This window comes from Arthrobacter oryzae (assembly GCF_031454875.1).
Taxonomy (GTDB): Bacteria; Actinomycetota; Actinomycetes; order Actinomycetales; family Micrococcaceae; genus Arthrobacter; species Arthrobacter oryzae_D.
Window position 1 is genome coordinate 63780 of record NZ_JAVDRQ010000009.1, and the last position, 23224, is coordinate 87003.

Here is a 23224-nt window from a genome sequence, read left to right on the forward strand (position 1 = left end):
GACATGAACAAGTTCATCTCACGACGTCGACGGAGGGCGGGGCTCGCCGCTGCCGCGATGCTCGGTCTCGCGCTGACCGGAATGGCGGTGCCGTCCGCGGCATCCGCATCCGTTGAGGACGCGTCGGCGGATAAGGACCCGAAGCGGGCCGTCTACGTCGAGGTCAACAACAACGACATGGCGAACGTCGCCGACTACACGCTCGAGGGAACGAACCGTCCCGCGTTCGACATGGCCATGATCTTCGCGGCAAACATCCACTACGACGTCGACCGCGGCGCGGCCTACCTGCACCTCAATGACCGCGTCACCGAGACGTTGCAGGACGCGGACACCCAGATCCGCCCGCTGCAGGAGCGCGGCACCAAGGTGCTGCTGTCGGTCCTCGGCAACCACCAGGGCGCCGGCATGGCGAACTTCCCGTCCCGTGAGGCGGCCGCCGCCTTCGCCGAGGAACTCGCCGACACCGTTGATGAGTACGACCTCGACGGCATCGACTTCGATGACGAATGGTCGAGGTACGGCGAGAACGGCACCGGACAGCCCAACAACAGCTCGTTCGTCTACCTGGTCGACGAGCTGCGCGACCGACTCGACCCGGACAAGCTGATCACGTTCTACAACATCGGCCCCGCCGCAGAGGCCACCGAATACGACGGCATCCGCGCCGGCGAACTCATCGACTACGCCTGGAATCCTTGGTACGGCTCGTGGCAGCCGCCGCAGATCCCCGGCATGGATGCCTCTCAGCTCGCGCCCGGCGCGATCGACCTCACGCAGACGTCGCAGGAGAAAGCCGCCGCGTTCGCGCAGCGCACCGCAGACGAGGGGTACGGCGCGATCGTCACGTACAACCTCACCGCCGGCGACCACTCCGAATACATCTCGTCGATCACCAAGCCGCTCACCGGGCTGGCGACGGCCTACCGTGCGGCGCCCGTTCCGGACTACGACGTCGCCGCGACCTGCGCAGGCGATGCCGTGAAGCTCAAGGTGACGGTCGTGAACAACGACGCCGAGAACGTCAACATCGACGTCATCACGTCGGTGGCTACGCGCACGTTCTCGGACGTCGGCGCCGGCGAGTCCCGCACGGTCGTGCAGCACGCCACGCGCGGCACCGTCGCTGACGGCGAGGTCACGGTGCGGGTGACCGGCGCGGTCGGCACGGCCGACTACAGCGCGTCGTACGCGGTGCCCGGCTGCCGCTGATCGGCCACAGGACGCCTCGTCGGGCGCGGCACCCGTTCCGGGGGGAGCTGCCGCGCCCGGCGAGGCCTATCGTCCGGGGGCGCGATGCCGAGATCCGCGCGGACGGCGTTGATCTGGTGTGCATTCTTGGCTTTACTTTCGGTCCGAACGTCACAAATGTGATGGAATCCGCTGGTGTGACCGTCGAGGCGCCCAAGCACGGCGAGGTGCACAAAGGCGCCCACGTCCTGGCTGGCCTCGATGAGGTCGACGGCGGTGACCAGGGGAAGGCCGGTGGCCTCTGCCAGGTGCTGGCAGGCCGCCTCGGCGTAACCGGCGGGGGCGTTCAGGCCGGTGGCGCCGAGGTCGATTTCGTGGATGACCAGTTCCGCCTAGGCCAGGCGCAGCCGGTCCTCGCCGATGGTGATGGCGTAGGTGCCGAACTCCTGGCCCAGCGTCATGGGGACGGCGTCCTGCAGCTGGGGCGGCCCCTCTTCACTACCGTGCGGAGTTCCAGTGCTTTGGCGGTGAACGCCTCTTCGAGTTCGGTCAGTGCGTCCAGCAGTTCCCGGCCGGCGAAGATGGTGCCCAGTTTCACGGCGGTGGGGTAGACGTCGTTGGTGGACTGGCTGAGGTTCACATGGTCGTTGGGGTGCAGACGGCTGTAGTCGCCCTTGGGGTGGCCGAGGATTTCCAGCGCGTGGTTGGCGATGACCTCGACGCGCCGGCGCCGCCCTCAATGACGTCTACGACGAACTGGTCGGCCAGTCGGCCGTCCAGAATGTCCGGGTACGCCTGCCCAGCTCCCGGTCGCTGCGGGCCGCGCCAAGCTTGACTGCTGCCGAGCTCCGGACCAGATGCATGTTGGACGACAGCTGCTGGCCGGCAATGGGGAAGTTCTCTACGGCCCGCAGGGTGTGCACGCCCGAGTAGGCGTCCCCCCGGGACGTCGCGATCACCCAGCAGATCGTGCTCGAAGCGAAAGATCGTCATTGAATTCCTGTGCTTCCCTGTAGTACTCGAGGGAGCTCAACTGAGCAGCAGCCTGTGGGTCAAGAATGATAATTGCGTGCCGGTGCATTTGGAGGACGGAAGCCGGACAATTCGCGCTGACTGGTCCTTCGACCATCAACCTCACCGCTTCGGCTTTGTTCTCTCCCATCGCGACGAGTACGGCTAGTTTGGCGTCGCGTATTGTCCCTAATCCTTCTGTGAGGCAGAGCCGGGGAACCTGGCCATCCGCGAAGAAGCGGGCGTTGTCCTCCCGTGTGGTGCGCGTCAGCGTTTTTACCCTGGTGCGGGAATCCAGCGAGGACGTCGGTTCATTGAACCCAATATGGCCATTGGCCCCGATTCCCAGAACTTGTACGTCTACTCCCCCAGCTGCGGAGATCGCTGAGTCATAGCGGTTTGCTTCGGCAACCAGATCAGGAGCGTCTCCATTTGGGGTGATCAACCGTTCGAGGGGAAGGTCCACATGGTCGACGAATTCGCGGCGGATCGTTGAGTAGTATGACTGCTCATGGCTGGGCGGCAGCCCTGCATACTCGTCCAAGGTGAAGGCAGTAGCCTGCGCGAAGCTGAGCTGTTCCTCCTGATGACGACGAATGAGCTCTTTGTAGGTTGTCCTTGGCGATCCCCCCGTTGCAAGCCCCAGCACTGCTGGTCCTTGCCGTAGCCTGGCTTCGATAACATCGGCTGCGCGCCTTCCTACATGGTCTGGTGAATCACACAAAAGTATCTGCACGGATCAGTTCCTTTCATGTATTTCCACGGGTCGCAGCTTCAAGAATCTCAACTATGTCCCGGCCGAACCGAACATCACATGCATGCGCACGTTGTCCGCTTTCGACCAGGTCGCACAACTCAGTGAGAGCGATTCCAAGGGATTCCTGCGGGCCAGTTACAACGGGGGGCATATGGAAGACCCCGTTTTCTCCCCAAAAGGACAATTCTTCCCGGCATGCCGCAGACGGGGCACACAAAGTAAAGCTAGTAGAACTTGTTCGTTGGTCATCATGTTCGAGAAGCAAATGCATCAAGTCGCTTCTTCCCTGAAGTGAACAACCATTTCTGGCCTTACCCAGAATGGGAATCAAGATAGATAACGCATGCGGGCCGAGATCCCACAGCCCGCCATTCTCCCGGCGCCATGCCGAGCCCGACCACGGGCTCTGGGCTCCGGAAATTGCCTGTGTAAACCATTGGCCGGACGCGCCTGTCCAGTTTCCACCGGACATCTCCGTAATCCAGCGCTCTGTTTCAGGGCGGAAGCGAGCTGGCAGAAATACAAGTGCGGCTACACCGCTTTGTTCAACCGCGATTCTGAGACTTTCAGCATCAGCGGTGCTTAGTGCCAAAGGCTTTTCCAGCAGCAGATGCTTACCGGCATGTGCTGCATGCACCGCAAGTGGAGCCTGGACCGCAGGAGGCACGGCGAACTGCACAATGTCGACGGACTGAACCAACTGCTCAAACGATTGGAAGGCTTGAACACCGAATTTGTGAGCCAGTTCCGCGGTTGCGGCCGGGCTTCGCCCCCACAGTCCTTCGAAGACCAGGCCCTCCTTCTCAGCTATGACTGGAGCGTGGTTAATTGCTGCCCAGTGGCCCGTACCGACTAAACCGACTCTCATGTTCCACCATCCTTTCCAAACGATGTATGCTCGACAACTCGATTTTTCGGACGTGAGGCATTGCGCGCTTATGTGCCGGCGTTGGGCACGATACGTGCGCTGAGGTCGGGGTCCTTCGCGAAGTCGTCGAACGGGAACATGGGTCGCCGAATCCTGCTGTAGCTCAACCTTCGGAGGTCTTGATCAACTCCGCCGGGAGTGAGTGCCAACCGCCATTCTGCTGCCATGTCGAACAGCTCCGGTTCGAGGTAGCCGATCTTGACCACGACCACGTGCGCGAGGCGAGGCGAAAGTCCGAGGTTCAAAAAATCCTGCTCATAGTGGAAAGGCTTACGGTTCTCCGTAACGATCACGGCTACCCGCCCCACTTGAATGACTGCTTCGATTCCACCGATCGAGTCCAGATGTAGTTCATGGACTGTCCCGTCAAGCAGCACGGGGCCCTGGTGATTTTTGTCTACCTTGGCACCGACGGGAAACCGGAATCGGCCGCCTACGCCTAGGCGTTGGGCTTCCTGGGCTGCTGAAGGATCTGGAATGGATGCGTAGATGATGTTGGAAACACCGATCTTGGATTGGTTCTCGAGGAGGTGAGCTAATGTGTGAGTTACGTCACCGGATCCACCAGCCGTGGGGTTGTCACCGCTGTCACTTATGAAGAAGGGACGACTTGTGGTCGGGTCCGCCGCCAGGGCAAGAGCATCTTCGAGTGAACATGCCGGGGCGACGAAATCGAACCTGTCTCGCACCTCCCACAGTTCTTTGGCCAAAGATTCGGCCCCGCGTGTCACCGCCTCCGAGTCATCGCCCACTACAACCACAGCCGCCTGGGCCCGGCGCTCGTCGGCCCACGCGTACCCGATCCACAGCCCAGCGTCCAGGATGCCGTCTGATGCCTCCACAGCTGCGACTTTGGCATAGAGAGACTTAGCTGGTTCCACCCTTGTGCTGGTTTGTTCGCCCGGAAGCAGTACCGGGACGGGAACCCATGCCTTTAGGGGCCTGCCTTTACCCGAGGACAAGCGGTCCAACAGATTTGTTATTGCCCTCTGTTTTGTTTCCATCTCGTCTTCATGGGGGGCCATACGGAAACATGTGAGGAGATCTACTGCCTGCACCAGACGGGAGGACACATTCCCGTGGAGGTCCATGGAAGCCGAGATGAGAACGTCAGGGCCCACTACTGCTCTCACAGCTTCCAGTAGATCCGCTTCTGCGTCCTCTCTGCCCGTAACGTGCATGGCGCCGTGAATGTCCATATAAAGGCCATCAAGGTGGCCGATGTCGCTGAGTCGCTCAAGGATTTCCCGTTCCAATTCCTCGTAAGCTTCCGGACTGACAGCAGGGCCGGGTATAGCCCTGCCGGTCAACGCCGGCAGCCATTCCGCCTGATTCCAGAGAGGGGATCCCGCGTTGAAGAAGTCGTACTGTGCGTAAACTTCCTGTCCCCTGCGGGGTCGAAAATCAGGGGTTGTTGTGCTTCCGGGCGAGAACATACTGGACTCGGTTGCCAAGCCGGCGATACCGACACGGGGTTTATGCATTTTGGGTGCTTCTCCTAGTCGCCTCGGACGGGATTGCTGTAGGAACATCTGGCTGCAACGTGCTTGTCAACGCTGCTTCAAGTGCGAGGTGGCCGATACCGAGGACTCCTGAATCCCTAATGAATTCGGTAGCTTCGATGACCAGCTTTCGCGTCGCCAGCGGGTGGCAGCTCTGGTACAGCTGGCTCCTAACGGCCGCCAAAAAGGGCTCGACGGACGACAACATGCCTCCCAGATATATCGCGTCCGGGTTAGTGAAGTTCACGATCGGCGCTAGGACCTGGCCTAAAAGATCTCCTCCGTGCCGCACCGCATTAGTAACCTCCGGGTGGTTATCCTTCGCAAGACGAACGACGTCGGAGCTGCTCCCTACCGGGATACCCATGTCATTGAGGATCCGGACAAGGGCTGCGCCGGAAGCGACCGTCTCCAGGCAGCCTTCCTTTCCGCAGCTACACGGTGAGTTGCCCCCGGCCGCGACTCTGACGTGGGTTATGTCGCCAGCCGCTCCGGTGGCTCCGCGATAGAGGTTCCCGTCCACTATGAATCCGGCACCGATGGCCGATCCGGCTTTTACTGCCAGAAGTGTGCGGTACTCCGGGTGGCCGATCAGCTCGCCGTAGGCCATGGCATTCGCGTCGTTATCAACGATTACAGGCACGCGAAACTTTTCTTCAAAGTAACTGCGCACCGGATAGTGATGCCATCCCGGCATCCTTGAAGGGGAGTCAAGCATCCCCTTGTCGAAATCAACCGGCCCCGGCAGCGCTATACCGATCGCAGTAAGGCCAGCCACACCGTGCCGCTCGATCAGCGCCTCAAAGGCGGCCACGAGGCTCGCCAAACCCAACTCAGGTCCTTCAACTGCAGTGAAGGCTATGTCCTGCACTTCCCGGATTTCACCGGAAGCAGTCATCACTCCCACTCGGGCATGGGAACCGCCGAGGTCCGCCGCCAGGACGTATCCTGCACGCGCCGTCATAGCGAGCCGCTTTTGCGGCCGCCCGCCCGTGGAGGGCACCGATCCCTTTTCAACCAGGAGCTCACGCTCAAGCAGAGAATGAACGACCATGGACACGCTGGAAGCCGGAGCGCCCATCACTTGCGCAAGTTCAGTGCGCGTCTGAGCTCGTCCGGATGCTACAAGCGCCAGAACCTCACGTCTGATTCTGTCTGTGCCCGACATGAAAAAACCTTTCTAACAAGTCTGAAAAAAGTTCGGAATAGCCGGGAGACCCGGGTCTGGCGCCGCAAGAATAGGTTGGTTGATGTGTTCCTACCCCCATGATAGCCCTCTGCCTAGGCCAAAGCACTTCTTTCAGAAGTTTTTCCAAACTGCACTTACTTTTTTCAGAGAGAGGGGTTAGAGTTCATTTACTCCCCCAAGATATGAGGTTTATCACGATGACTGTTGACGCTCCTGTCACACCGAAACCCGCTCTGGCGACGCCCCTCGTGTCCATGAGGAATGTCAACAAGCACTTCGGGCCTCTTCATGTTCTCCAGGACATCAATCTCAGTGTTTCCGCTGGGGAGGTCGTCGCGGTGATCGGTCCATCGGGATCCGGAAAATCCACGTTGTGCCGCACCATCAATCGGCTGGAAACAATCGATTCGGGTTCCATCGAAGTGGATGGACGAGCTCTGCCGACCGAGGGCCGGGCTCTGGCATCATTGCGGGCAGAGGTAGGCATGGTCTTCCAGTCCTTCAACCTGTTTGCTCACAAGTCCATCCTCGACAACATCACAATGGCCCCGGTCCATGTCTCAAAGACGAAGAAGAAGGCGGCAGAATCCGAGGCGCGAGAACTGCTCTCCAAGGTCGGTATCGCTGATAAGGCCGACCGGCATCCCGCCCAGCTTTCCGGGGGACAGCAACAACGGGCCGCAATAGCGAGAGCTCTCGCAATGAAGCCCAAAGTGATGCTCTTTGACGAACCCACTTCGGCTTTGGACCCCGAAATGGTGAACGAAGTTCTGGAAGTCATGGGATCCCTGGCAGAGCAGGGAATGACCATGGTGGTAGTGACCCATGAAATGGGTTTCGCCCGCAAGGTCGCCAACCGGGTGATCTTCATGGACGCCGGCCAGATTGTCGAGGAGGCGCACCCGGAAGCCTTCTTCGCAGCGCCCAAAACAGAACGGGCACGGGCCTTCCTCTCATCCGTTCTCAACCACTGACCTTCCTGCTGTATCCGGGAAGCAGGTCAACACACCAGCACTGCTGCTGGACTCTCCGTCGAAAATCACTGCATAAGGACGCACATGTTTAATTCACTTTCCAAACCACCGCTAGCCGCACTCGGAGCACTCGTGGGCGTCGCTGCACTTGCACTGACAGGATGCAGCGGTGCCGGTGCCGGAGCAGTACCTGGCGCCGCCACCACCAACAGCGCCTCAGACACAAGCAGCATCGTTGAGCACGCGCCGGTCGCCGCCGACGACCTCATCGTGCCCGATTCGACGATGAAGAAAATTAAGAACCGCGGAGTTCTGCGGGTCGGAGCGGCCCTCGATGCGCCCCTGCTGTCCCAGCAGGATCCAACCAACCCTGACAACATTTCCGGCTTCGACATCACGATGGCCAAAATGCTCGCCAAGTACATCCTGGGCGAACCGAAGATCGAAGTTATTCCGCCTGCTTCAGAAACACGAGAAGCTCTCCTGGCCAACGGCACCGTCGACGTAGTTTTCAACACGTACACCATCAACGAAAAGCGGGCAACGCAAATCTCATTCGCCGGCCCCTACTTCAGTTCCGGCCTCGCAGTTGCCGTAAAAGCCGACAGGACGGACATTAAGAGCATTGATGATCTGGGGGGCAAGACGGTCATCGTCGGTGCAAACACTCCGGCGGTACAGGCAGTACCCGGGAAGCAGCCGACCGCAAAGCTCGTGGACTTCGCCACCGATCCCCAGGCTGTACAGGCACTCCTGCAAGGCCGCGGCGACGCCTACGTGCAGGACTACACGCTCCTCGCCAGCAACGCTGCCAAGGAAAAGGGAATGAAGATCGTAGGTGAGCCCTTTACTGTCGAGTCTTATGGCATTGGGCTCAAACTAAATGACCAGCAGTTCAAGACCTTCATTAACAACTGGCTCACGACCATCCAGGAAAACGGCCAGTGGGGCGAGGTTTGGGAGAAGACCCTCGGCACGGTGACCGAATCCAACACTCCAACCCCGCCGAAAATCGGTTCGGTTCCAGGGTCCTAACCATTCGCAGCAGCGCCAGGAGTCGAATACATGGACATCATCAGCACTAACGCCGGTCCCATTCTTGAAGCAATAGGAACCACTCTATTGATGGTCGTACTGGCCGGAATAGGTTCTGTATTTCTCGGGATACTAATCACCATCGCACGGATCAGCCCGATACCAGTGCTGCGGGGTGCAGCGTTCCTTTACGTCCAGTTCTTCATCAACGTTCCACTCCTGGCGTTGCTGCTACTAGCCGTTTTTGCGCTCCCTAATGCAGGGATCATCATGCCGCTGCTGCCCACCGCCATCATCGTACTCATCGTCTACGAAGCGGCCTATGTTGCTGAAGCGGTACGAAGTGGAGTCAACACTGTTCCGAAGGGTCAAATTGAAGCAACCAGAGCCCTAGGCATGAACCTGTGGCAATCACTGCGGTTGGTAGTCGTGCCGCAGTCCCTCCGGTCCGTCGTGCAGCCAGTCGGCAACGTCATGATCGCCCTAGCCATGAATACGGCGCTGGCCGCAGTAGTAGGCGTTGTCGAACTCTCGTCTCGAGCCAACAAAATCAATCTCACTTACGCCCAACCGATTGAAATTTTCACTGGCGCCGGACTCGTCTACATGGCCATAGCCGTGATCATTGGACTCGCTGCCGGACAAATTGAACGCAAGGTGGCGATTCTTCGATGAAAAGCAATAACGCAAGTACGGTCAGCTACCTCTATGAGGAACCCGGGCCCCGGGGGCGCCTCAAGATTCTCCTTGGCTCAGCGGCCAGCATTCTCCTGATCTTGGCCGGTCTTACTGCCGTCGTTCTGCAGTTTGGTACCACGGGCCAGCTCGCCCCGGAAAAGTGGCTTCCTTTCCTGGACGCGTCTGTGTGGGCATATCTTCTCGTCGGGTTACTTGGAACTCTCCAAGCTGCCGCAATTGTGGCGGTCCTAGGCGGAAGCCTGGGCGTTCTGCTCGCGTTGGGGCGCACGAGCAAGACCAAGCCAATCAGGTGGGCAGCTGCGACCTATATTGAAATCGCACGTACCCTCCCGGTCCTACTCCTGATCTACCTGATGCTCTTTGGACTGCCCCAGATAGGCATCAACTTCCCCACCCTGTGGAAGCTGGTCATACCACTGACAATTGCCAACGCTGCTGTATTCGCCGAGATCGTTCGCGCGGGAATTCTCAGCCTGCCGAAGGGGCAAAGCGAAGCAGCGTTGAGCTTGGGAATGGCACCCCATCAAATCAGTCGCCTCGTGGTCCTTCCCCAGGCATTGCGGAACGTAACTCCCTCACTTGTGAGTCAGCTCGTGAGTCTCCTGAAAGACACGTCCCTTGGTTACATCGTCGCGTTCACGGAATTGCTCTACCGCGCTCAGGTCTTGTCTTCGTTCAACCAGCTCCTCATCCAAACTTTCCTTGTCGTAACCCTCATTTTCTTGGTCGTCAACGGATCTCTCTCGGCTGTTGCCTCTCGGCTCGGTCGGCGCACTGAAGCGCCGAAGATCGAGTTGCCGCTACCAGTTCCCGCCGCAGCATCAACTCCCAAGTAGAAGGACCCCGTGGTACGTAAATCAAGCAGCATGGTTTTGCCCTCAGGTTGCCCCGGCCGGCCGATAGCCCGAGGCGAACTCAGGGCCATGGGTTTCCAGGCATGAGTCTCCTTGAGGTCTGCGTCGATGACATTGCAGGGGCTATCGCTTCTGATAATGCCGGCGCCGGACGAATAGAGCTGTGCGGGGGGCTGGACGCAGGCGGTACCACCCCAAGCTTAGGGACCGTCAAGGTAGTCCTGGAAGCTATGTCCCATGCCTCAGTGCAGGTTCTCGTACGCCAACGTTCAGGGGACTTTGTTTACTCAGCGGTCGAAGTTGACGCGATGATCGCGGACATTATGGCCATACGAACGGCTGCATCTTCAGCGCGAACCACGGTGGGTTTCGTGCTGGGGGCGCTTACCGCCGAGGGCACTGTTGACGTGCCGACGGCCAGAGCCCTACTCGAAGCGTGTGAAGGCCACCCGGTCACTTTCCACAAGGCATTCGACCTGACTGTTGACATCTTCGACGCACTCGATGAACTCATTCAGCTTGATGTAACAACCGTCCTCACCTCCGGCGGCGCTCCAACCGTTCTTCAGGGCGCTGAGGTCATAAGTGAGCTCAGACGACGTGCTGCAGGTCGCATCCAGCTCTTGGCGGGCGGTGGAGTGCGACCCCATAACGTACAGCAGGTTCTGGAACTAACAGGAGTCGATCAAGTCCATTTCAGACCAGCCGAGTCCATCAAGTCCAAGGGCCATGTAGGCCCAATGACACCGCTGTACGACAGCGGCACACGCGACGTAACTTCCGCGGGAATGATCCTCCAAATGTTAGAAGCCCTGGGAAGGGGCACCCAAACTTCATGAATGATTCGATCGCAGTAGTCGCTGTAGACGTCGGTGGCACCGACATCAAGGGGGGAATCGTCACCCTCTCGGGAAGGATGCTAAACATCACCAGCATCCCGACACCCAAATCAGACAACGTGTCGGCCATCGTCAGTTTCATTCAGGGAATGCAAACTGAAGCTACAGTTCGTGGCATTCAACTCGTCGCGGCCGGGGTAGTAACACCGGGCCTCGTAGATGACGCCACGGGCATAGTTGCGTTTGCCTCAAACTTGGGATGGCGCAACCTGTCCCTGGCAGGAATCGTTGAGCGGGAAACAGGAATGCCTGCGTTCGTCAGCCACGACGTACGTTCAGCTGGGCGAGCAGAGCAGGCACTCGGGGGCGCAAAAGATGCTGGTGATCTGTTCTTCCTGACAATAGGCACCGGGATCGCCGCCGCTATTCTGACAGACAATCATCCTGTCCGCGGTGCCATAAGCGCAGCCGGCGAACTCGGCCACATTCCCATCGTTCCGGGTGGGGAACTGTGCACTTGCGGGCAGCGCGGGTGCCTTGAGGTCTATGTCTCAGGAGCCGGTATCGCACGCCGATACGCAGCCCGGGGAGGTCAAGAGCTCACTACCCAACAAATTGTGGAAAACCTCGGCGAGGACTCATTGGCAGACGAAGTATGGGATGAGGGCATGCAGGCCCTCGCCCAGGGTCTCACAATAGTGACATTGCTCCTTGATCCAGCCCAGATTGTGATCGGAGGAGGTTTTTCTCGTGCAGGAAAAGCGATGCTCGAACCACTGGAGTCGTACCTTAAGTCGTCGTTGACCTGGAGAAGTGCACCCCCCATCTCAATCTCACAAATTGGAACAAACGCCGGAACTCTGGGAGCGGCCATTCTTGCCTTAACACGCTCAGGATATCCAGATGCAGCACGGGGCTGGACAATAGAGCGGTGAGTTGCCCGGGATCTATACCTGATCAATCCCCCGGCGGCGTAGCCTCGGCTGTTGATGGTCCCCACAATAGGGACTCTTCCTCGATGCCTTCCGCTCCTTGTGCAGAGCTACTGTAAAAAGCGCCTCACGCCCCATATCACAACGAAATCAGCAGTTTCCATACTTTCGAGGGATCAGAAATGCAAGAAAACCAGCATCGCCTAATTGTGTCCGTCGAAACGCGAAATGAACTGGATGCAGCCCTTAACAGCGCGGAGAACCTCCTTCGACCCGTAGCAACCGAACAGAGAGTGGGCATTTCGATTACACGCCTCGCCCCAAACCGCTACGAAGCGTCCCTAGATCACTATGTCCCCGCGGGCACCACGGTGGAGAACAGGGCAAAGTAGCCCCCCGCAGGGATTAGCGAGTGACGTGTTGTCCCCGAGCCTGCGGGTGGTCCTGTACGTGATACTTGCCAATGTAGAGTCCTTCTTCTGCACCCTTCCCGGCAAGCCGTTTCACAGCGCGCTACCCGGCGAAAAGTTGTTATCCCAGTTAGCCGAGTGGAGCGGCCTCGACGGTAGTTCCATCGAGGTCTGGCACTCCGGACAGCTCATCGCTATCGGTGGACGCGGCAATGCCGGACTCATCTGCGTTAGGGCTGGCACCGGACAGAGTTAGGCAACGTTGACATTGACCACGACAGCGTCAACGAAAAGCACCGGATAGATCGGATCCAACTGTGGGGGCGACCATTCTGCCAGTTCCCCGGCGACCTTCTCCGTGATGCGGCTGATGGCGTCTTTGGAGACCTTGGCCCCATAAACCTCCTCGAAGTGCGCGGCGATTTCCCCGGTGGTCAGCCCCCAGGCCGACGGCGAGAGGACGACCTGGTCGATCCCGTCCGGCCGCCGTTTCCGCTTGGGCACGATCACCGGCTCGAACGAGCCGTCCCGATCTCGGTCAGCACGGTCTTCGACCTGGTGCCATTGCGCATGTTGGATGCGGTCGGCGTCTGGCCATGCTCGTGCCCGCGGTGCTCGGTCAGTTCCGCTTCCAGCGCGGTCTCCAGCAGTTCCTCGTGAGCTGGTTCAGCAGCCCGCCCGGGCCCACCAGGCTCTCGCCCTGCTCCTTGGCCTGGGCGAGCAACCGCTCCGCAAGATCCTTCTGATCGATGATCTCTCCCGTCACAGGATCGATCATCCCCCCTGTCATCTCGGTCGTGGGCCCTGACACGGCCGACTCCTTTCGGATCAGGCCGGACCCTCACACACCGTTTTTCTTACAGTCCCAGACCAGACCATTGATCAAGTTCCTGAGTCATTCCGAATGGAACGGTTTCGGACACGGCCACCGTGTAGTGATCGTGCCGATGCCTTGTGACAAGGATTCCGTGCGTCTTTGTGCGCCAAGCGAGTTGCTGTAGTTGCCGGACGACTTCTTCAAGCTGCTCTTCAAGGCGGTGCCGGTTGGTGGCTCGGATTTCCCATTCAGTGAAAGCCGACATTATGACCTTTCATTTGGCTCCTTCGAGTCTTGGCTTTCGCGCCAGTTAGCCTGCCGCACACAATTGGTACGTCAGGCACGCATAACACCGGATTCTTGCAATTTGGAGGGGCGCTAGGAGGACTGCGTCGCTGATGGCCCCCGTGCCGGGCACAGCAGCCACTACCTGTGACCGGCACGGTCACCCGGTCGCTCATAACTGCAGAGCGGTCGGGAGCCTGGAAAGTGTTGGTGCATGCGCGAACGGAGAAACCATTCTGGCTATTGGCGCCAGACGTGCACTCAGCGTTTTAGCCCTGTTGGAGTACACCCACGGTCAGAAGCGCGTTCGCGAACCGCCGTGAATCGCCCGTCACGACGCACAAGGCAAGATTCTGTGACCTGGCGAGGTCATAGAATTCGAACCGGTCAACGAGCTCCGTTTCAGTGCCTTCGGGCACAAGGTCATCAATTTCGGTGTGAACGAGGCATGGAGTTGCGTCCGCGGAGGGCCTGATCCGCGTTAGTTTTTCGACACGGACGGTGCTTAGGACGACGGCCAGGACTTGGGGCACTGTCGGAAAGTCGGCCTGCAGGTTCAGGTATACGGTTTGTGCGTTTGGGCCGACTGCGGTCGCCGCTGAGTAGTGTCCGTCGGTGATGAGGACTGTGGCACCGTGGCCGGCGGCAGCCAACGCGGAGATTATGAGTGGATGTGTCAGTTGTCCGGTGATCATGCGAAGTACTGTCCGCCGTTGATATCGACAACGGTGCCCGTAACGAATCGCGCGTGCTCGGAAGCAAGCCACAACGCCGCACCTGCGACGTCTTCGGGAACTCCAGCCCTTCCGAGCGGGATTGTCTCGACCGTGGCGGCTTTGGACTCCGCGGTGGTGAAGGTGTCATGGAAGGGTGTCGCTTCGATGAAGCCAGGGGCCAGGGCATTGACGGTGATACCGGATGATGCCAGCTCCTTCGACAGCCCGCGGGTGAAGCCAAAGATAGCGGCCTTGGATGTGGCGTAGGCTGTCGCCCCGGCGTGTCCGCCGTTACGCCCCGCCAACGAGGCGACATTGATAACCCGCCCGCCGCCATTGATCAGTGGCAGGGCGAAATGCGTCATTAGGAAGGTGCTGTCCAGGTTGACGGCCAGAACCTGCTTCCAGAGTTTGAAATCCATATCGCCAATGGCAGAACGCTGGATGAGCCCGCCGACGTTGTTTACAAGAATGTCCAGCCGTCCAAAGTCGCGGCCGAGAGCCTCGACTGTCCTCTGGACTTCCGTTTCGATGGTCGCGTCCAGCTGCAGGGACGTCAGGGGGTGTCCCGAGTGACGTTCCACGTCATCGGCGAAATCCTGATCGGGCTTGTGGCTGTTGTAGGTGATGGCGATTCTGGCTCCGGCTTGTGCGAGGGCCAGGGCGATGCCTTGACCGATGCCGGTGCCTCCGCCTGTAACCAGAGCGGTCTTTCCACGCAGTGACTGTTCAAACACGATGACTTGTTCCTTTCATGCCAGCCGGTTCTCCGGCTGCGACTAATTGGTTTTGGCGAGTTCGGCTGCCGCGACGGCGCTGGGAGCGGCTGTGCCTTCGGGCCGGTTTCGGGCGTAGAGGAACGTGGCGATGGCCGTGATCACCAGGCAGCCGGCCAGAAAGAGCAGGCCGGCAAGGTTGCTGTGTGTGGTGTCATTGAGCAGCCCGACGGCGTAGGGGGCTACGAATCCTCCGACGTTTCCGATGGAGTTGACCAGCGCCAGGCCCGCTGCGGCGGCCGCGCCGCCCAAGGCGGCCGATGGCATGGAGAGTAGGGGTGCGGTCGCCGAGAACACGCCCATGGCCGCGACCGTGAGGAATACCAATGCTGCGACAGGGTTGACCGGCAGGAGGAACGCGGCCCCTGTCAGCCCGAATGCTGCGATGAGCATGCTGATGCTGGCGTGGGCTGCACGTTTGCCGGTCCGGTCCGACCGGCGGCTCCAGTAGAAGACGAAGAACGCTGCGGCCGCGTAGGGAATGACGACGATGAAGCCGACTTGGGCCGGATCCAGCTTGCCCAGTCCGGCGACAACGGTGGGTAGCCACAATCCAAAGCCGTAGATGCCGCAAACCATGCCGAAGTTCAGGAATGCGTACACGAGGGCGCGCCGGTCTTTAAGCCCGTCCAGGAAGCTGTGCGATCCGCTGCGCTGTTTCTCCGCCAGCTCACGGGCCATGGTCGTGCTCAGCCAGTTGCGTTCGTCCGCTTTGAGCCAGTGGGCCTCTTCCGGGCGGTCGGTCAGCAATCGCGGGGCCATGAATCCCAGGATGATGGCGGGGATGCCTTCGATGATGTACAGCCACTGCCATCCATGGAGGCCCATCAGCCCGTCCAGGTTCAGCAGCAATCCCGAGAGGGGTGCGCCGATGGCGTTGGACACGGGCTGCGCGAGGATGAATAGCCCGAGGACGGTTACCCGCTGTGCCGCGGGGAACCACAGGGTGAGGTAGAAGACGACGGCGGGAAAGAAGCCGGCTTCGGCGGCACCAAGCAGGAAACGGATCACGTAAAACGTCGTCTCACCGTTGACCAGTGCCATCGCTGTCGCGCAGATGCCCCAGCTGACTAGAATTCGGGCGATCCACTTCCTCGCCCCGAACCTGTACATGCCACCATTACTCGGGACTTCGAACAGGGCATACCCAATAAAGAAGATACCGGCGCCAAGGCCGTAGGCAGTGGCGGTCAGGCCGATGTCTTCGCTCATCGTCAGCTTCGCAAAACCGACATTGTTTCGGTCCAGAAATGCGATGAAGTACAGAAAGCAGATCACTGGGATGATCCGGCGGCGCACCTTGGCCAGGGTCCTGTCGCCAAGCTCCCCGAAAGTGGGTTGGGCAGGGCGCTGCCGGGCTGAAACTAGCGTTTTCATCAAGGCTCCTTTGGCTTAATTCATTGTTGTCGCCGCGCCCGTCCGTGGCGACACATCAAATTTCAATACGACAAGCGTGCAACATACGCACAGCATGTGCAAGTTATGGGTCGTCATGCCTTCCGAGCCCGCCGGTCCGTAAGGCCTTTTTTTGATTTTTCATTGACTTTTCGTCCGGTAGCCCCCTATGTTTTTTGCACAAGCAGTGCATATGTTGCACGGCGCTCTGGAGCAACGAAGAGATCAAGGAAGATCGCGTGATACGCAGACGTAGTTTTTTGGTGCTTGCCACAGGCTCGCTGGCAGCGGCAGGGTTGGCCGGGTGCGCCTCGCAGGCTCCTTCAGGTGAACGCGAGGCCACCTTGAAGGTTTGGAACCCTCAGGACAATTGGCGTAAGACGACGAAGTTCTATGACGCCAGAGTCCAGGCGTTCAAAGAGAAGTATCCCAAGGTCAGAGTCGAATATGTCGACATTCCATACGGGCAGTACGAGGCACGGTACACGGCAGGGTTCAGTAGCTCCTCGGATGCGCCGGACATTTTTATGGGCCAGGTCTCCTATTACGGAGGCGGGCTCAGAGTTGCTGCCGTGGCCCCGGACGACATTCAGAAATCGTGGGAGGAGAAGCTCAACGGCGTCACCCGGGACAATTTTAAAGTCGAGGGTAAATGGGCTGGGTATCCCGTCAGCACCGACCTGGGCATGCAGCTGTACTACAACGTCGACCACTACGCCGCGGCGGGCCTCAACCCCGATTCACCGCCTAAGTCCTTCGAGGAGCTTCGGCAGTACGCAGCCAAGCTCGTCAAGAAGGACGGCGAGAAGATCATCCGGAACGGACTCTCCCTGCGATACTCCGGAAACCCCACAGGTATAGCCGACAAGGCCTTGCCATACATCCATGCCTTCGGCGGCCGGCTCTACGCCGAAGACCACAGCACGGCAGACAGTTACCTGAACGGAGAAGGGACCGTGGCCGGCATCCAGTTCATGCAGGACCTGGTGAAGAAGGACCGCGTCTCCAGCCTGGAACTCGGAAGCCCTGATGACACCTTCGCCCAAGGCTCGTCTTCCATGACACTTCGTGAAGGCTGGTACGAGGGATGGCTGAAACAAAACGCCCCGGGCGTGAAGTTCGCCGTGGTGCCCTACCCCGAGGGGCCCGCGGGATACCCCAAGGTCTCGCTCCTGTTCAACTGGGCATGGATGGTCAATGACCGCTCAAACAACAAGGACCTCGCGTGGGAATGGATGAGAACAGTTTCGAACCCCTCGACCGACCTTGAGCTGGCGAAGCTCGAAGGCTACCTGCCCGTATGGACCGAAAACTTCTCCGACCCGAACGTCACCGCACGCACGGACTACCAGGCAGTAAAAAAGCAAATGGCGGAAGGCCCAGGGCCTGTATACAACGCACCGTACACGAACCAGATTGCGATCACCGTCGGCAGCGCCATCGAGGCATGCCTTCAGGGCGCCGACGTCCAAAAGACCCTGGATGGGGTCATTTCCCAAGTGGACGAACTCCTGGAACGCGGGCGGTAGCCGGTGAGCGCTCCTGCCCTCAGGCCAAAGGGCCTGAACAGCTCGCTGCACACCCGGCGCGCCTACACCTTCCTCGCCCCGGCACTGTTCTTCGTCCTGGTGCTGTTCATCATCCCCCTCGGCTACAACATTTTCATCAGCTTCTTTGACTGGTCCGCGGTGGGTCGCAAAGAGTTCAACGGACTCGAGAACTACATCAAAGTCCTCAGCAGCGAACGGTTCCTCAATGCTGCCGGAAATACCATGTACTTCACCGTGCTGGCGGTTCCGATCGGCGTGGTCCTCTCCCTCATGGTTGCGCTGGGCTTCAACACCCTGCTCATCACGAAAGTGACCGGATTCATCCGGGCCCTGTACTTCGCCCCCGTCGTGGCATCGCTGACTGCTGTCGCCTTCGTCTGGCTTTGGATCTTCAACCCCGCATACGGTCTGGCCAACGACGTCCTCGGAATGTTCGGCCTCGGACCCCAGCCCTGGCTGACCGACGAATCCCAGGCAATACCCTCCCTCGCCATCATGTACGTGTGGGCCCGGCTGGGATTCAACGTGATCATCCTGCTCGCAGGGCTGCAGGCGATCGACCGCTCCTACTACGAAGCTGCCCGGATCGACGGGGCAGGCCCGTTGCGGATGTTCTGGTCCATCACCTTGCCGCTGTTGAACCGCCAGCTCGTGCTCGTCATCAGCGTGGAAGTCATGAACGCGATCAAGCTTTTCGAGCTGCCATTCGTGGCCACAAAGGGAGGCCCGGTAGGTTCCACCCGCTCCATCGTGATGGAAATTTACGAACTCGCGTTCCGCGCCGACAGGTGGGGAGAAGCAGCCGTCTACGTGATCTTCCTGTTCGTTTTCCTGCTCGTCGTGACTGGCCTTATCCGGAAACTCTTCACAAGGGATATATCGGAATGACTACAACCACAATCCGCCCGGAGAAGATCAGAGCCCAGCAGTCCGTCCGCCGCGGTCCGCGCTTCCACTGGGGCGCGCTACTGATCAAGACAGCACTCATTCTGGGCGGCTGCGCCCTGCTGGTGCCGCTGGCCTGGGTCGCACTGTCCTCACTGAAGCGGCCGGACGAGATCCTGCAGCTTCCCGTGAGGTGGCTTCCTGAGAACTTCTTCAATTTCAACAACTACGTGCAACTGTTCGCTCAATACGACTTCGGCCGCTACATGGCCAACTCGTTCCTGGTCACGGGAATCGGAATCTTCACCAGTCTCGCCATAGCCCTCCTTGCCGCCTATGCCTTCGCCTACTACCAGTTCCGTTTCAAAGAGCCAATCTTCCTGCTGGTTCTGGCGCTGTTCATGGTCCCCCAAGAGGCACTGGTGATCCCCATGTTCCTCATGGTCTCCGGAGCCGGCCTGAACAACACTTACATCGGCATGGCGTTCCCTGACCTTTTCACGGTCCTCGGGGTCTACCTGCTGCGGCAGTTCATGGAGGGAATCCCCTACAGCTATGTGGAGGCCGCCCGCATGGATGGCGCGCGTGAGTTTAAGATCCTCACCCGTGTGATCACTCCCATGGTGGCACCAGCGATCGTCGTTTTCGTCATTATCAAGTTCATGTTTACCTGGAACACATTCCTGTGGCCCATGCTGATCGCCCAGGATCAAAACATGTACACCGTCACGGTCGGGCTGGTGAACTTCGCCGGTTCCGAGTTCAACCAGTGGAACCTCATCAACGCAGCGACCATGATCAGCATGATTCCCACCATCGTGCTCTTCATCACCCTGCAGCGCTATCTGGTTCGCGGAGTCGCCATGAGTGGCATGAAATAGAAAAAGGCAGGGTGCCGGCGGCCAGTGCCGCCGGCACCCTGACAAAGCCATCCGACACCACGGCCGCTCACCGAACAGATGTCTAAACTGAGAAGGCCGGATCAGCTGCTGAGCGGCATTCCCGAAACGACCATCAAAACCACAGGATCGAGCAGAACCATGTCGCAGACGGTAGCCCGGGCAATCCAGATTCTCGAATATTGCAGTGAACACCCGCGGACCCTAAAAGACATCGCCGCCGACCTCGGCGTCCACCGCACCACAGCGTCCAGAATCCTTCAGACCATGATCGAAGCGGGCTTTGTGCGGACCGATGAGCGAGGCTATTTCGGCGTTGGCTTCAGGCTCGCCGGCCTGGCACAGTCCGCTCTGGAACAGTTCGATCTCCGTTCGGTCGTTCACCCCCACATCGTCCGGCTCAGCGAACACCTCGGCCACACCGTTCAGTTCGCGGTCCCGGAAGCCAACCGCATTGTTTACGTCGACAAGGTCGAACCCGAACAAGCCATCAGCCTGAACACCAGAATCGGCGGATTCGTGGTCATCCACACCGCCGGAGTCAGCAAAGCCATACTCGCGTTCATCGATGACCAACGCCGCGAATCCATTCTGGACAGCGCCACCTTCGAACAACGGACGCCAAATTCCATCACCTCCAGGACAGAATTCGTGAAGCGTCTCGAAACTGTCCGCGCACGAGGGTGGGCCGAGGACAATGGCGAGTTCGACATCATCTCGAACTGCATCGCCGCACCCGTATGGGACCACGCAGACCGCGTGGCAGGTGCGATATCAATTACAACCTTCCGAGAGAAGACCGGCCTGGAAGAACTCCGAAGAAGCGTTCCGGACCTTCTTGCGACAACCATGTCCATCTCCCTCGAACTCGGCTGGAAGCCCAAAGGCGAGACCGCACCATCATGGGCAAAGGCAACGGGATGACCGAATGGACGTCACCGATGGCAGCCAATCTCCGCGTCGTAACCATGGGAGTCTCCGGGAGCGGCAAGAGCCTCATAGGCCACATGCTCGCGGAAATGCTGGGCGCTGACTTCTTGGACGGCGATGACCTTCACCCGGCAGCTAACATCGAAAAAATGGCAGTGGGCCAAGCCCTCACCGACGCCGACCGCGGACCATGGCTCCGCGAAATCGGCTCCCGTATGGCCTCTGCACCAGGACCTGTCGTCATCGCGTGCAGCGCATTAAAACGGTCATACCGCAACATCATCAGGCAGGAAGCATCGGATACCGTCTTCATACATCTCACCGGAAGCCGCGACGTATTACACGCCAGAATGTCCCGCCGGGCAGAACACTTCATGCCCGTGACGCTGCTTCAATCCCAGCTCGACACCATTGAACAGCTCGATGCTGATGAGAACGGCACCGACCTTGACACCTCAGGACCACCCGACGCCATCGCAGCGGCCGCCGCTCACTGGCTGGCTGACGGAAAGAAAGGAATTCTCGCTATGGAGTTGCGCGAACAGCGACCTTGACCGATGTCAGATCACCAATTGCGGCACACCTGACGTTGGATGCACATAAGGATCAGCCCTTGATGTTCCGTGCACTGACATTCGGTTCAGAAGACTTCGGAAAATATCACCGCCGCAGTCCTGACGTCTAGGTGAGTACTCCCAACCTGACGTCAGGCTGGCGCGACAACGGCGTCAGAATGGGCCCGATTCTGCTCTTCTGACAATGGCCAGAGTAGGTCTCGGATTCAACTCTGACACTACCGACGCATCCCCTCAGCTGGCTGCCGAACATATCGTCGGTTATCGGCCTTTCATCCAAACGCTCATTAGACGAGATAATCGTGCATCTGATTGCAGGTCGGGGCCCGCTTCCGATAGTCCCGATAGTGACTCACAACTCCCTCCATGGACGTCAGTAGAGTCCATGGACTCTGCATCGCCGGTGAGGTCATCCTCTTGTCGCTCGACGGCCCCGAACCGCTGTTTGGGCAGCTTGTTTCGTTATGCCGAGGATGCGCCCGATTTCACTCCAGGCGGCTCCGGCGGCGCGGGCCGATCGGGCTTCCGCCGCGATACGCAGGTCAACGGCGGTTGGAGTCACATGCTTTTGGCCTCTCAGGGCAACGTGTTGTCCCAATGGTCGCGCCAGTTTCCGAACAGTCCATAGTTCAGGTTGTCGGAAGGGTTATGCCAGCGCCGATCGCTGGTCGGGAGGTCAGGGAGTCGATCCTCCTCGTGGGCAGCAGCGGAGGTTCCGGAGCGCTGGTTTATCCATGTTTGTGAAGTCTTCTTTTGCGGTGCAGTCAGCTGTATTCGTTGTTGCTTTTGCGGGGCAGGCACAGGAGTCTGCTGCTTTGGAAGCACCTTTCTCTGCCGCTTGACGTCCTGAAGGAGCCTGCCGACATTTTTGAAACCCGGTGTGCCTTTGTGGATCTGGGAAAGGTCCAGCAGTTCGGTCTCCATCCGGTACATCCTGAGCATTGTCTCTGCTCCGGGGTAACTCATGCCTTGTGCCATGATTAGCGCGTGGCCGGCTTCGCCCAGGAGCAGTAGCCTGGCCATTTCTCGGTCGGCGGGGGCACCTGCTTTGCCATAGATGTCGGCCAGGGCGCCCCAGGTGTGGAGCAGTGCGTCGAGAAGATATTCGTCCTTCAGCGTTTGGCGGACCTTTGAGTTGCTGAGCTCCAGAATGTCCATGACCAGCGCGTTGGGCATCGTGGCGGCGTGCTCGTGGCTAAGCCGCAGGAAAGCATCGACTCTTGCGGCTGTAATGCCATAGGCCCTCAGCCAAGTGAGTATTGCCTGAGATTGCCCGGTGCCCGATCGGCGCTCCTCGATGTAAGTCGCCGCGGTCCAGTTGATGAAGCGTGCATATGGGTGTGACTTCATGGGTTACCTCCTGCGTCTGAATGCGTCTGCGATGCCCGAATGATGGGAAAAGCGCAAAAGAAAAGGACCGTCCGGGAGACGGTCCTTCGATTGGTGCTTATTTGAGGCTGGCCGGGTGTAGTAGCTGCTCCTTTCGGTACTTAAATGAGAAGAACCCCTGCGGTTGCAGAGGTTCGAAGGTTGTTCAGGCAGGATGCCGGTGCCGTTACTAACGAATTGGCTACAATGACGCGCCCTGTGCCCAGTTGCCTATAAGAATCATGTTGCGGGTCGTGTCAATAGGTCTTTGGTTACGCGCAACTGCGCACGTTGATATCTATTTCCCACGATAGCAGCCGCTCCAAATTTGACTGTGCACGCAGAACGCCAGCAGTGTTTTACCCGCTTCCGCAAAGCACAACCCCTGCAGCAAGCGGAGTTCTTTGTTGGGCTGTAACCGATATTCCCGAAACTTCCGTGTCACTTGCAAGTCAAGGGTGCCGAAGACCATTGCGAAGGAGATTCAGGGTCATGGGCCAGCCTGCAACTCCGGTCTTGATTGCTGCAGAACCAGATTCTGCGCTGCGAGAAAGCTCTGCTTCCTTGATCATTTACCATACTGGACAGTGTCAAATTTCTTGCGTACGCGCTTCGGCGCCCGGCTGAGTCCGGTTTGTGTCTCAGGATACTAGGCGAAAAAATGCGTTGCGCACGGACGTTTCTGCACGGATTCCACGTCGGCGTGC

20 protein-coding genes and 2 pseudogenes are annotated in these 23224 nt (G+C 59.2%); 12 read left to right on the top strand and 10 right to left on the bottom strand.

Annotated elements, in window-relative coordinates; all coding sequences use genetic code 11:
- Positions 1-3: 3 nt before the first annotated feature.
- Positions 4-1212 carry an endo-beta-N-acetylglucosaminidase H gene (locus J2805_RS16575; RefSeq protein WP_309978141.1) on the top strand — a complete coding sequence of 403 codons (1209 nt, stop codon included), beginning with the start codon at positions 4-6 and terminating at the stop codon, positions 1210-1212.
- 200 nt (positions 1213-1412) lie between these two features.
- Here J2805_RS16575 and J2805_RS16580 read toward each other — a convergent pair.
- The 5 genes and pseudogenes from J2805_RS16580 to J2805_RS16600 form a co-directional block, all read right to left on the bottom strand.
- A pseudogene (locus J2805_RS16580) lies at positions 1413-2184 on the bottom strand (lyase family protein); the annotation flags it as partial.
- Complete coding sequence (gene nagB, locus J2805_RS16585; protein ID WP_309978143.1) at positions 2147-2938, bottom strand: glucosamine-6-phosphate deaminase; 792 nt, start codon at positions 2936-2938, stop codon at positions 2147-2149. The gene nagB and the pseudogene J2805_RS16580, both read right to left, overlap by 38 nt.
- 13 nt (positions 2939-2951) lie before the next feature.
- Positions 2952-3827 carry a Gfo/Idh/MocA family protein gene (locus J2805_RS16590; protein ID WP_309978145.1) on the bottom strand — a complete coding sequence of 292 codons (876 nt, stop codon included), beginning with the start codon at positions 3825-3827 and terminating at the stop codon, positions 2952-2954.
- 68 nt (positions 3828-3895) lie between these two features.
- The gene (locus tag J2805_RS16595) at positions 3896-5371 is read right to left on the bottom strand and encodes a M81 family metallopeptidase (RefSeq protein ID WP_309978146.1); all 1476 of its coding nucleotides are present in this window, start codon (positions 5369-5371) and stop codon (positions 3896-3898) included.
- The gene (locus J2805_RS16600) at positions 5364-6443 is read right to left on the bottom strand and encodes an ROK family protein (protein WP_309978466.1); all 1080 of its coding nucleotides are present in this window, start codon (positions 6441-6443) and stop codon (positions 5364-5366) included. Before J2805_RS16600 ends, J2805_RS16595 begins: the two co-directional genes overlap by 8 nt.
- A 332-nt stretch (positions 6444-6775) precedes the next feature.
- Here J2805_RS16600 and J2805_RS16605 point away from each other — a divergent pair, with 332 nt between their 5' ends.
- From J2805_RS16605 to J2805_RS16630, 6 genes are all read left to right on the top strand, one after another.
- The gene (locus J2805_RS16605) at positions 6776-7552 is read left to right on the top strand and encodes an amino acid ABC transporter ATP-binding protein (RefSeq protein ID WP_309978148.1); all 777 of its coding nucleotides are present in this window, start codon (positions 6776-6778) and stop codon (positions 7550-7552) included.
- 84 nt (positions 7553-7636) lie between these two features.
- Positions 7637-8587 (top strand): glutamate ABC transporter substrate-binding protein, encoded by a 951-nt coding sequence (locus J2805_RS16610; protein ID WP_309978150.1) that lies wholly within the window; start codon positions 7637-7639, stop codon positions 8585-8587.
- A gap of 30 nt (positions 8588-8617) precedes the next feature.
- A complete protein-coding gene (locus J2805_RS16615; RefSeq protein ID WP_309978152.1) occupies positions 8618-9262 on the top strand; it encodes an amino acid ABC transporter permease in 645 nt (214 codons plus the stop codon).
- The gene (locus J2805_RS16620) at positions 9259-10122 is read left to right on the top strand and encodes an amino acid ABC transporter permease (protein ID WP_309978154.1); all 864 of its coding nucleotides are present in this window, start codon (positions 9259-9261) and stop codon (positions 10120-10122) included. Before J2805_RS16615 ends, J2805_RS16620 begins: the two co-directional genes overlap by 4 nt.
- A gap of 101 nt (positions 10123-10223) precedes the next feature.
- Positions 10224-10979 carry a copper homeostasis protein CutC gene (locus tag J2805_RS16625; protein WP_309978156.1) on the top strand — a complete coding sequence of 252 codons (756 nt, stop codon included), beginning with the start codon at positions 10224-10226 and terminating at the stop codon, positions 10977-10979.
- Positions 10976-11914: an ROK family protein gene (locus J2805_RS16630; protein WP_309978158.1), complete on the top strand. Its 939-nt coding sequence runs from the start codon at positions 10976-10978 to the stop codon at positions 11912-11914. Before J2805_RS16625 ends, J2805_RS16630 begins: the two co-directional genes overlap by 4 nt.
- 671 nt (positions 11915-12585) lie before the next feature.
- Here J2805_RS16630 and J2805_RS24060 read toward each other — a convergent pair.
- From J2805_RS24060 to J2805_RS16655, 4 genes and pseudogenes are all read right to left on the bottom strand, one after another.
- A pseudogene (locus J2805_RS24060) lies at positions 12586-13099 on the bottom strand (transposase); the annotation flags it as partial.
- 593 nt (positions 13100-13692) lie between these two features.
- Positions 13693-14118 carry an RbsD/FucU domain-containing protein gene (locus tag J2805_RS16645; protein ID WP_309978163.1) on the bottom strand — a complete coding sequence of 142 codons (426 nt, stop codon included), beginning with the start codon at positions 14116-14118 and terminating at the stop codon, positions 13693-13695.
- Complete coding sequence (locus J2805_RS16650; protein ID WP_309978165.1) at positions 14115-14876, bottom strand: SDR family NAD(P)-dependent oxidoreductase; 762 nt, start codon at positions 14874-14876, stop codon at positions 14115-14117. Before J2805_RS16650 ends, J2805_RS16645 begins: the two co-directional genes overlap by 4 nt.
- Before the next feature lie 42 nt (positions 14877-14918).
- Positions 14919-16292: an MFS transporter gene (locus J2805_RS16655; protein WP_309978167.1), complete on the bottom strand. Its 1374-nt coding sequence runs from the start codon at positions 16290-16292 to the stop codon at positions 14919-14921.
- Between the two features lie 257 nt (positions 16293-16549).
- On the opposite strand from J2805_RS16655, the gene J2805_RS16660 reads away from it, so the two are divergent.
- From J2805_RS16660 to J2805_RS16680, 5 genes are all read left to right on the top strand, one after another.
- Positions 16550-17839 carry an extracellular solute-binding protein gene (locus J2805_RS16660; RefSeq protein WP_309978169.1) on the top strand — a complete coding sequence of 430 codons (1290 nt, stop codon included), beginning with the start codon at positions 16550-16552 and terminating at the stop codon, positions 17837-17839.
- A 3-nt stretch (positions 17840-17842) separates the two neighbouring features.
- A complete protein-coding gene (locus tag J2805_RS16665) occupies positions 17843-18748 on the top strand; it encodes a carbohydrate ABC transporter permease (protein WP_309978171.1) in 906 nt (301 codons plus the stop codon).
- Entirely contained in the window at positions 18745-19626 is an 882-nt protein-coding gene (locus J2805_RS16670; protein ID WP_309978173.1) for a carbohydrate ABC transporter permease, read from the top strand. Before J2805_RS16665 ends, J2805_RS16670 begins: the two co-directional genes overlap by 4 nt.
- Before the next feature lie 159 nt (positions 19627-19785).
- The gene (locus J2805_RS16675) at positions 19786-20568 is read left to right on the top strand and encodes an IclR family transcriptional regulator (RefSeq protein WP_309978175.1); all 783 of its coding nucleotides are present in this window, start codon (positions 19786-19788) and stop codon (positions 20566-20568) included.
- Positions 20565-21128 carry a gluconokinase gene (locus J2805_RS16680; RefSeq protein ID WP_309978177.1) on the top strand — a complete coding sequence of 188 codons (564 nt, stop codon included), beginning with the start codon at positions 20565-20567 and terminating at the stop codon, positions 21126-21128. The genes J2805_RS16675 and J2805_RS16680 overlap by 4 nt, the downstream gene beginning before the upstream one ends.
- Before the next feature lie 597 nt (positions 21129-21725).
- Here J2805_RS16680 and J2805_RS16685 read toward each other — a convergent pair.
- On the bottom strand, positions 21726-22499 hold the full coding sequence (locus J2805_RS16685; protein ID WP_309978179.1) for a hypothetical protein: 774 nt from the start codon (positions 22497-22499) through the stop codon (positions 21726-21728).
- Between the last annotated feature and the right edge of the window lie 725 nt (positions 22500-23224).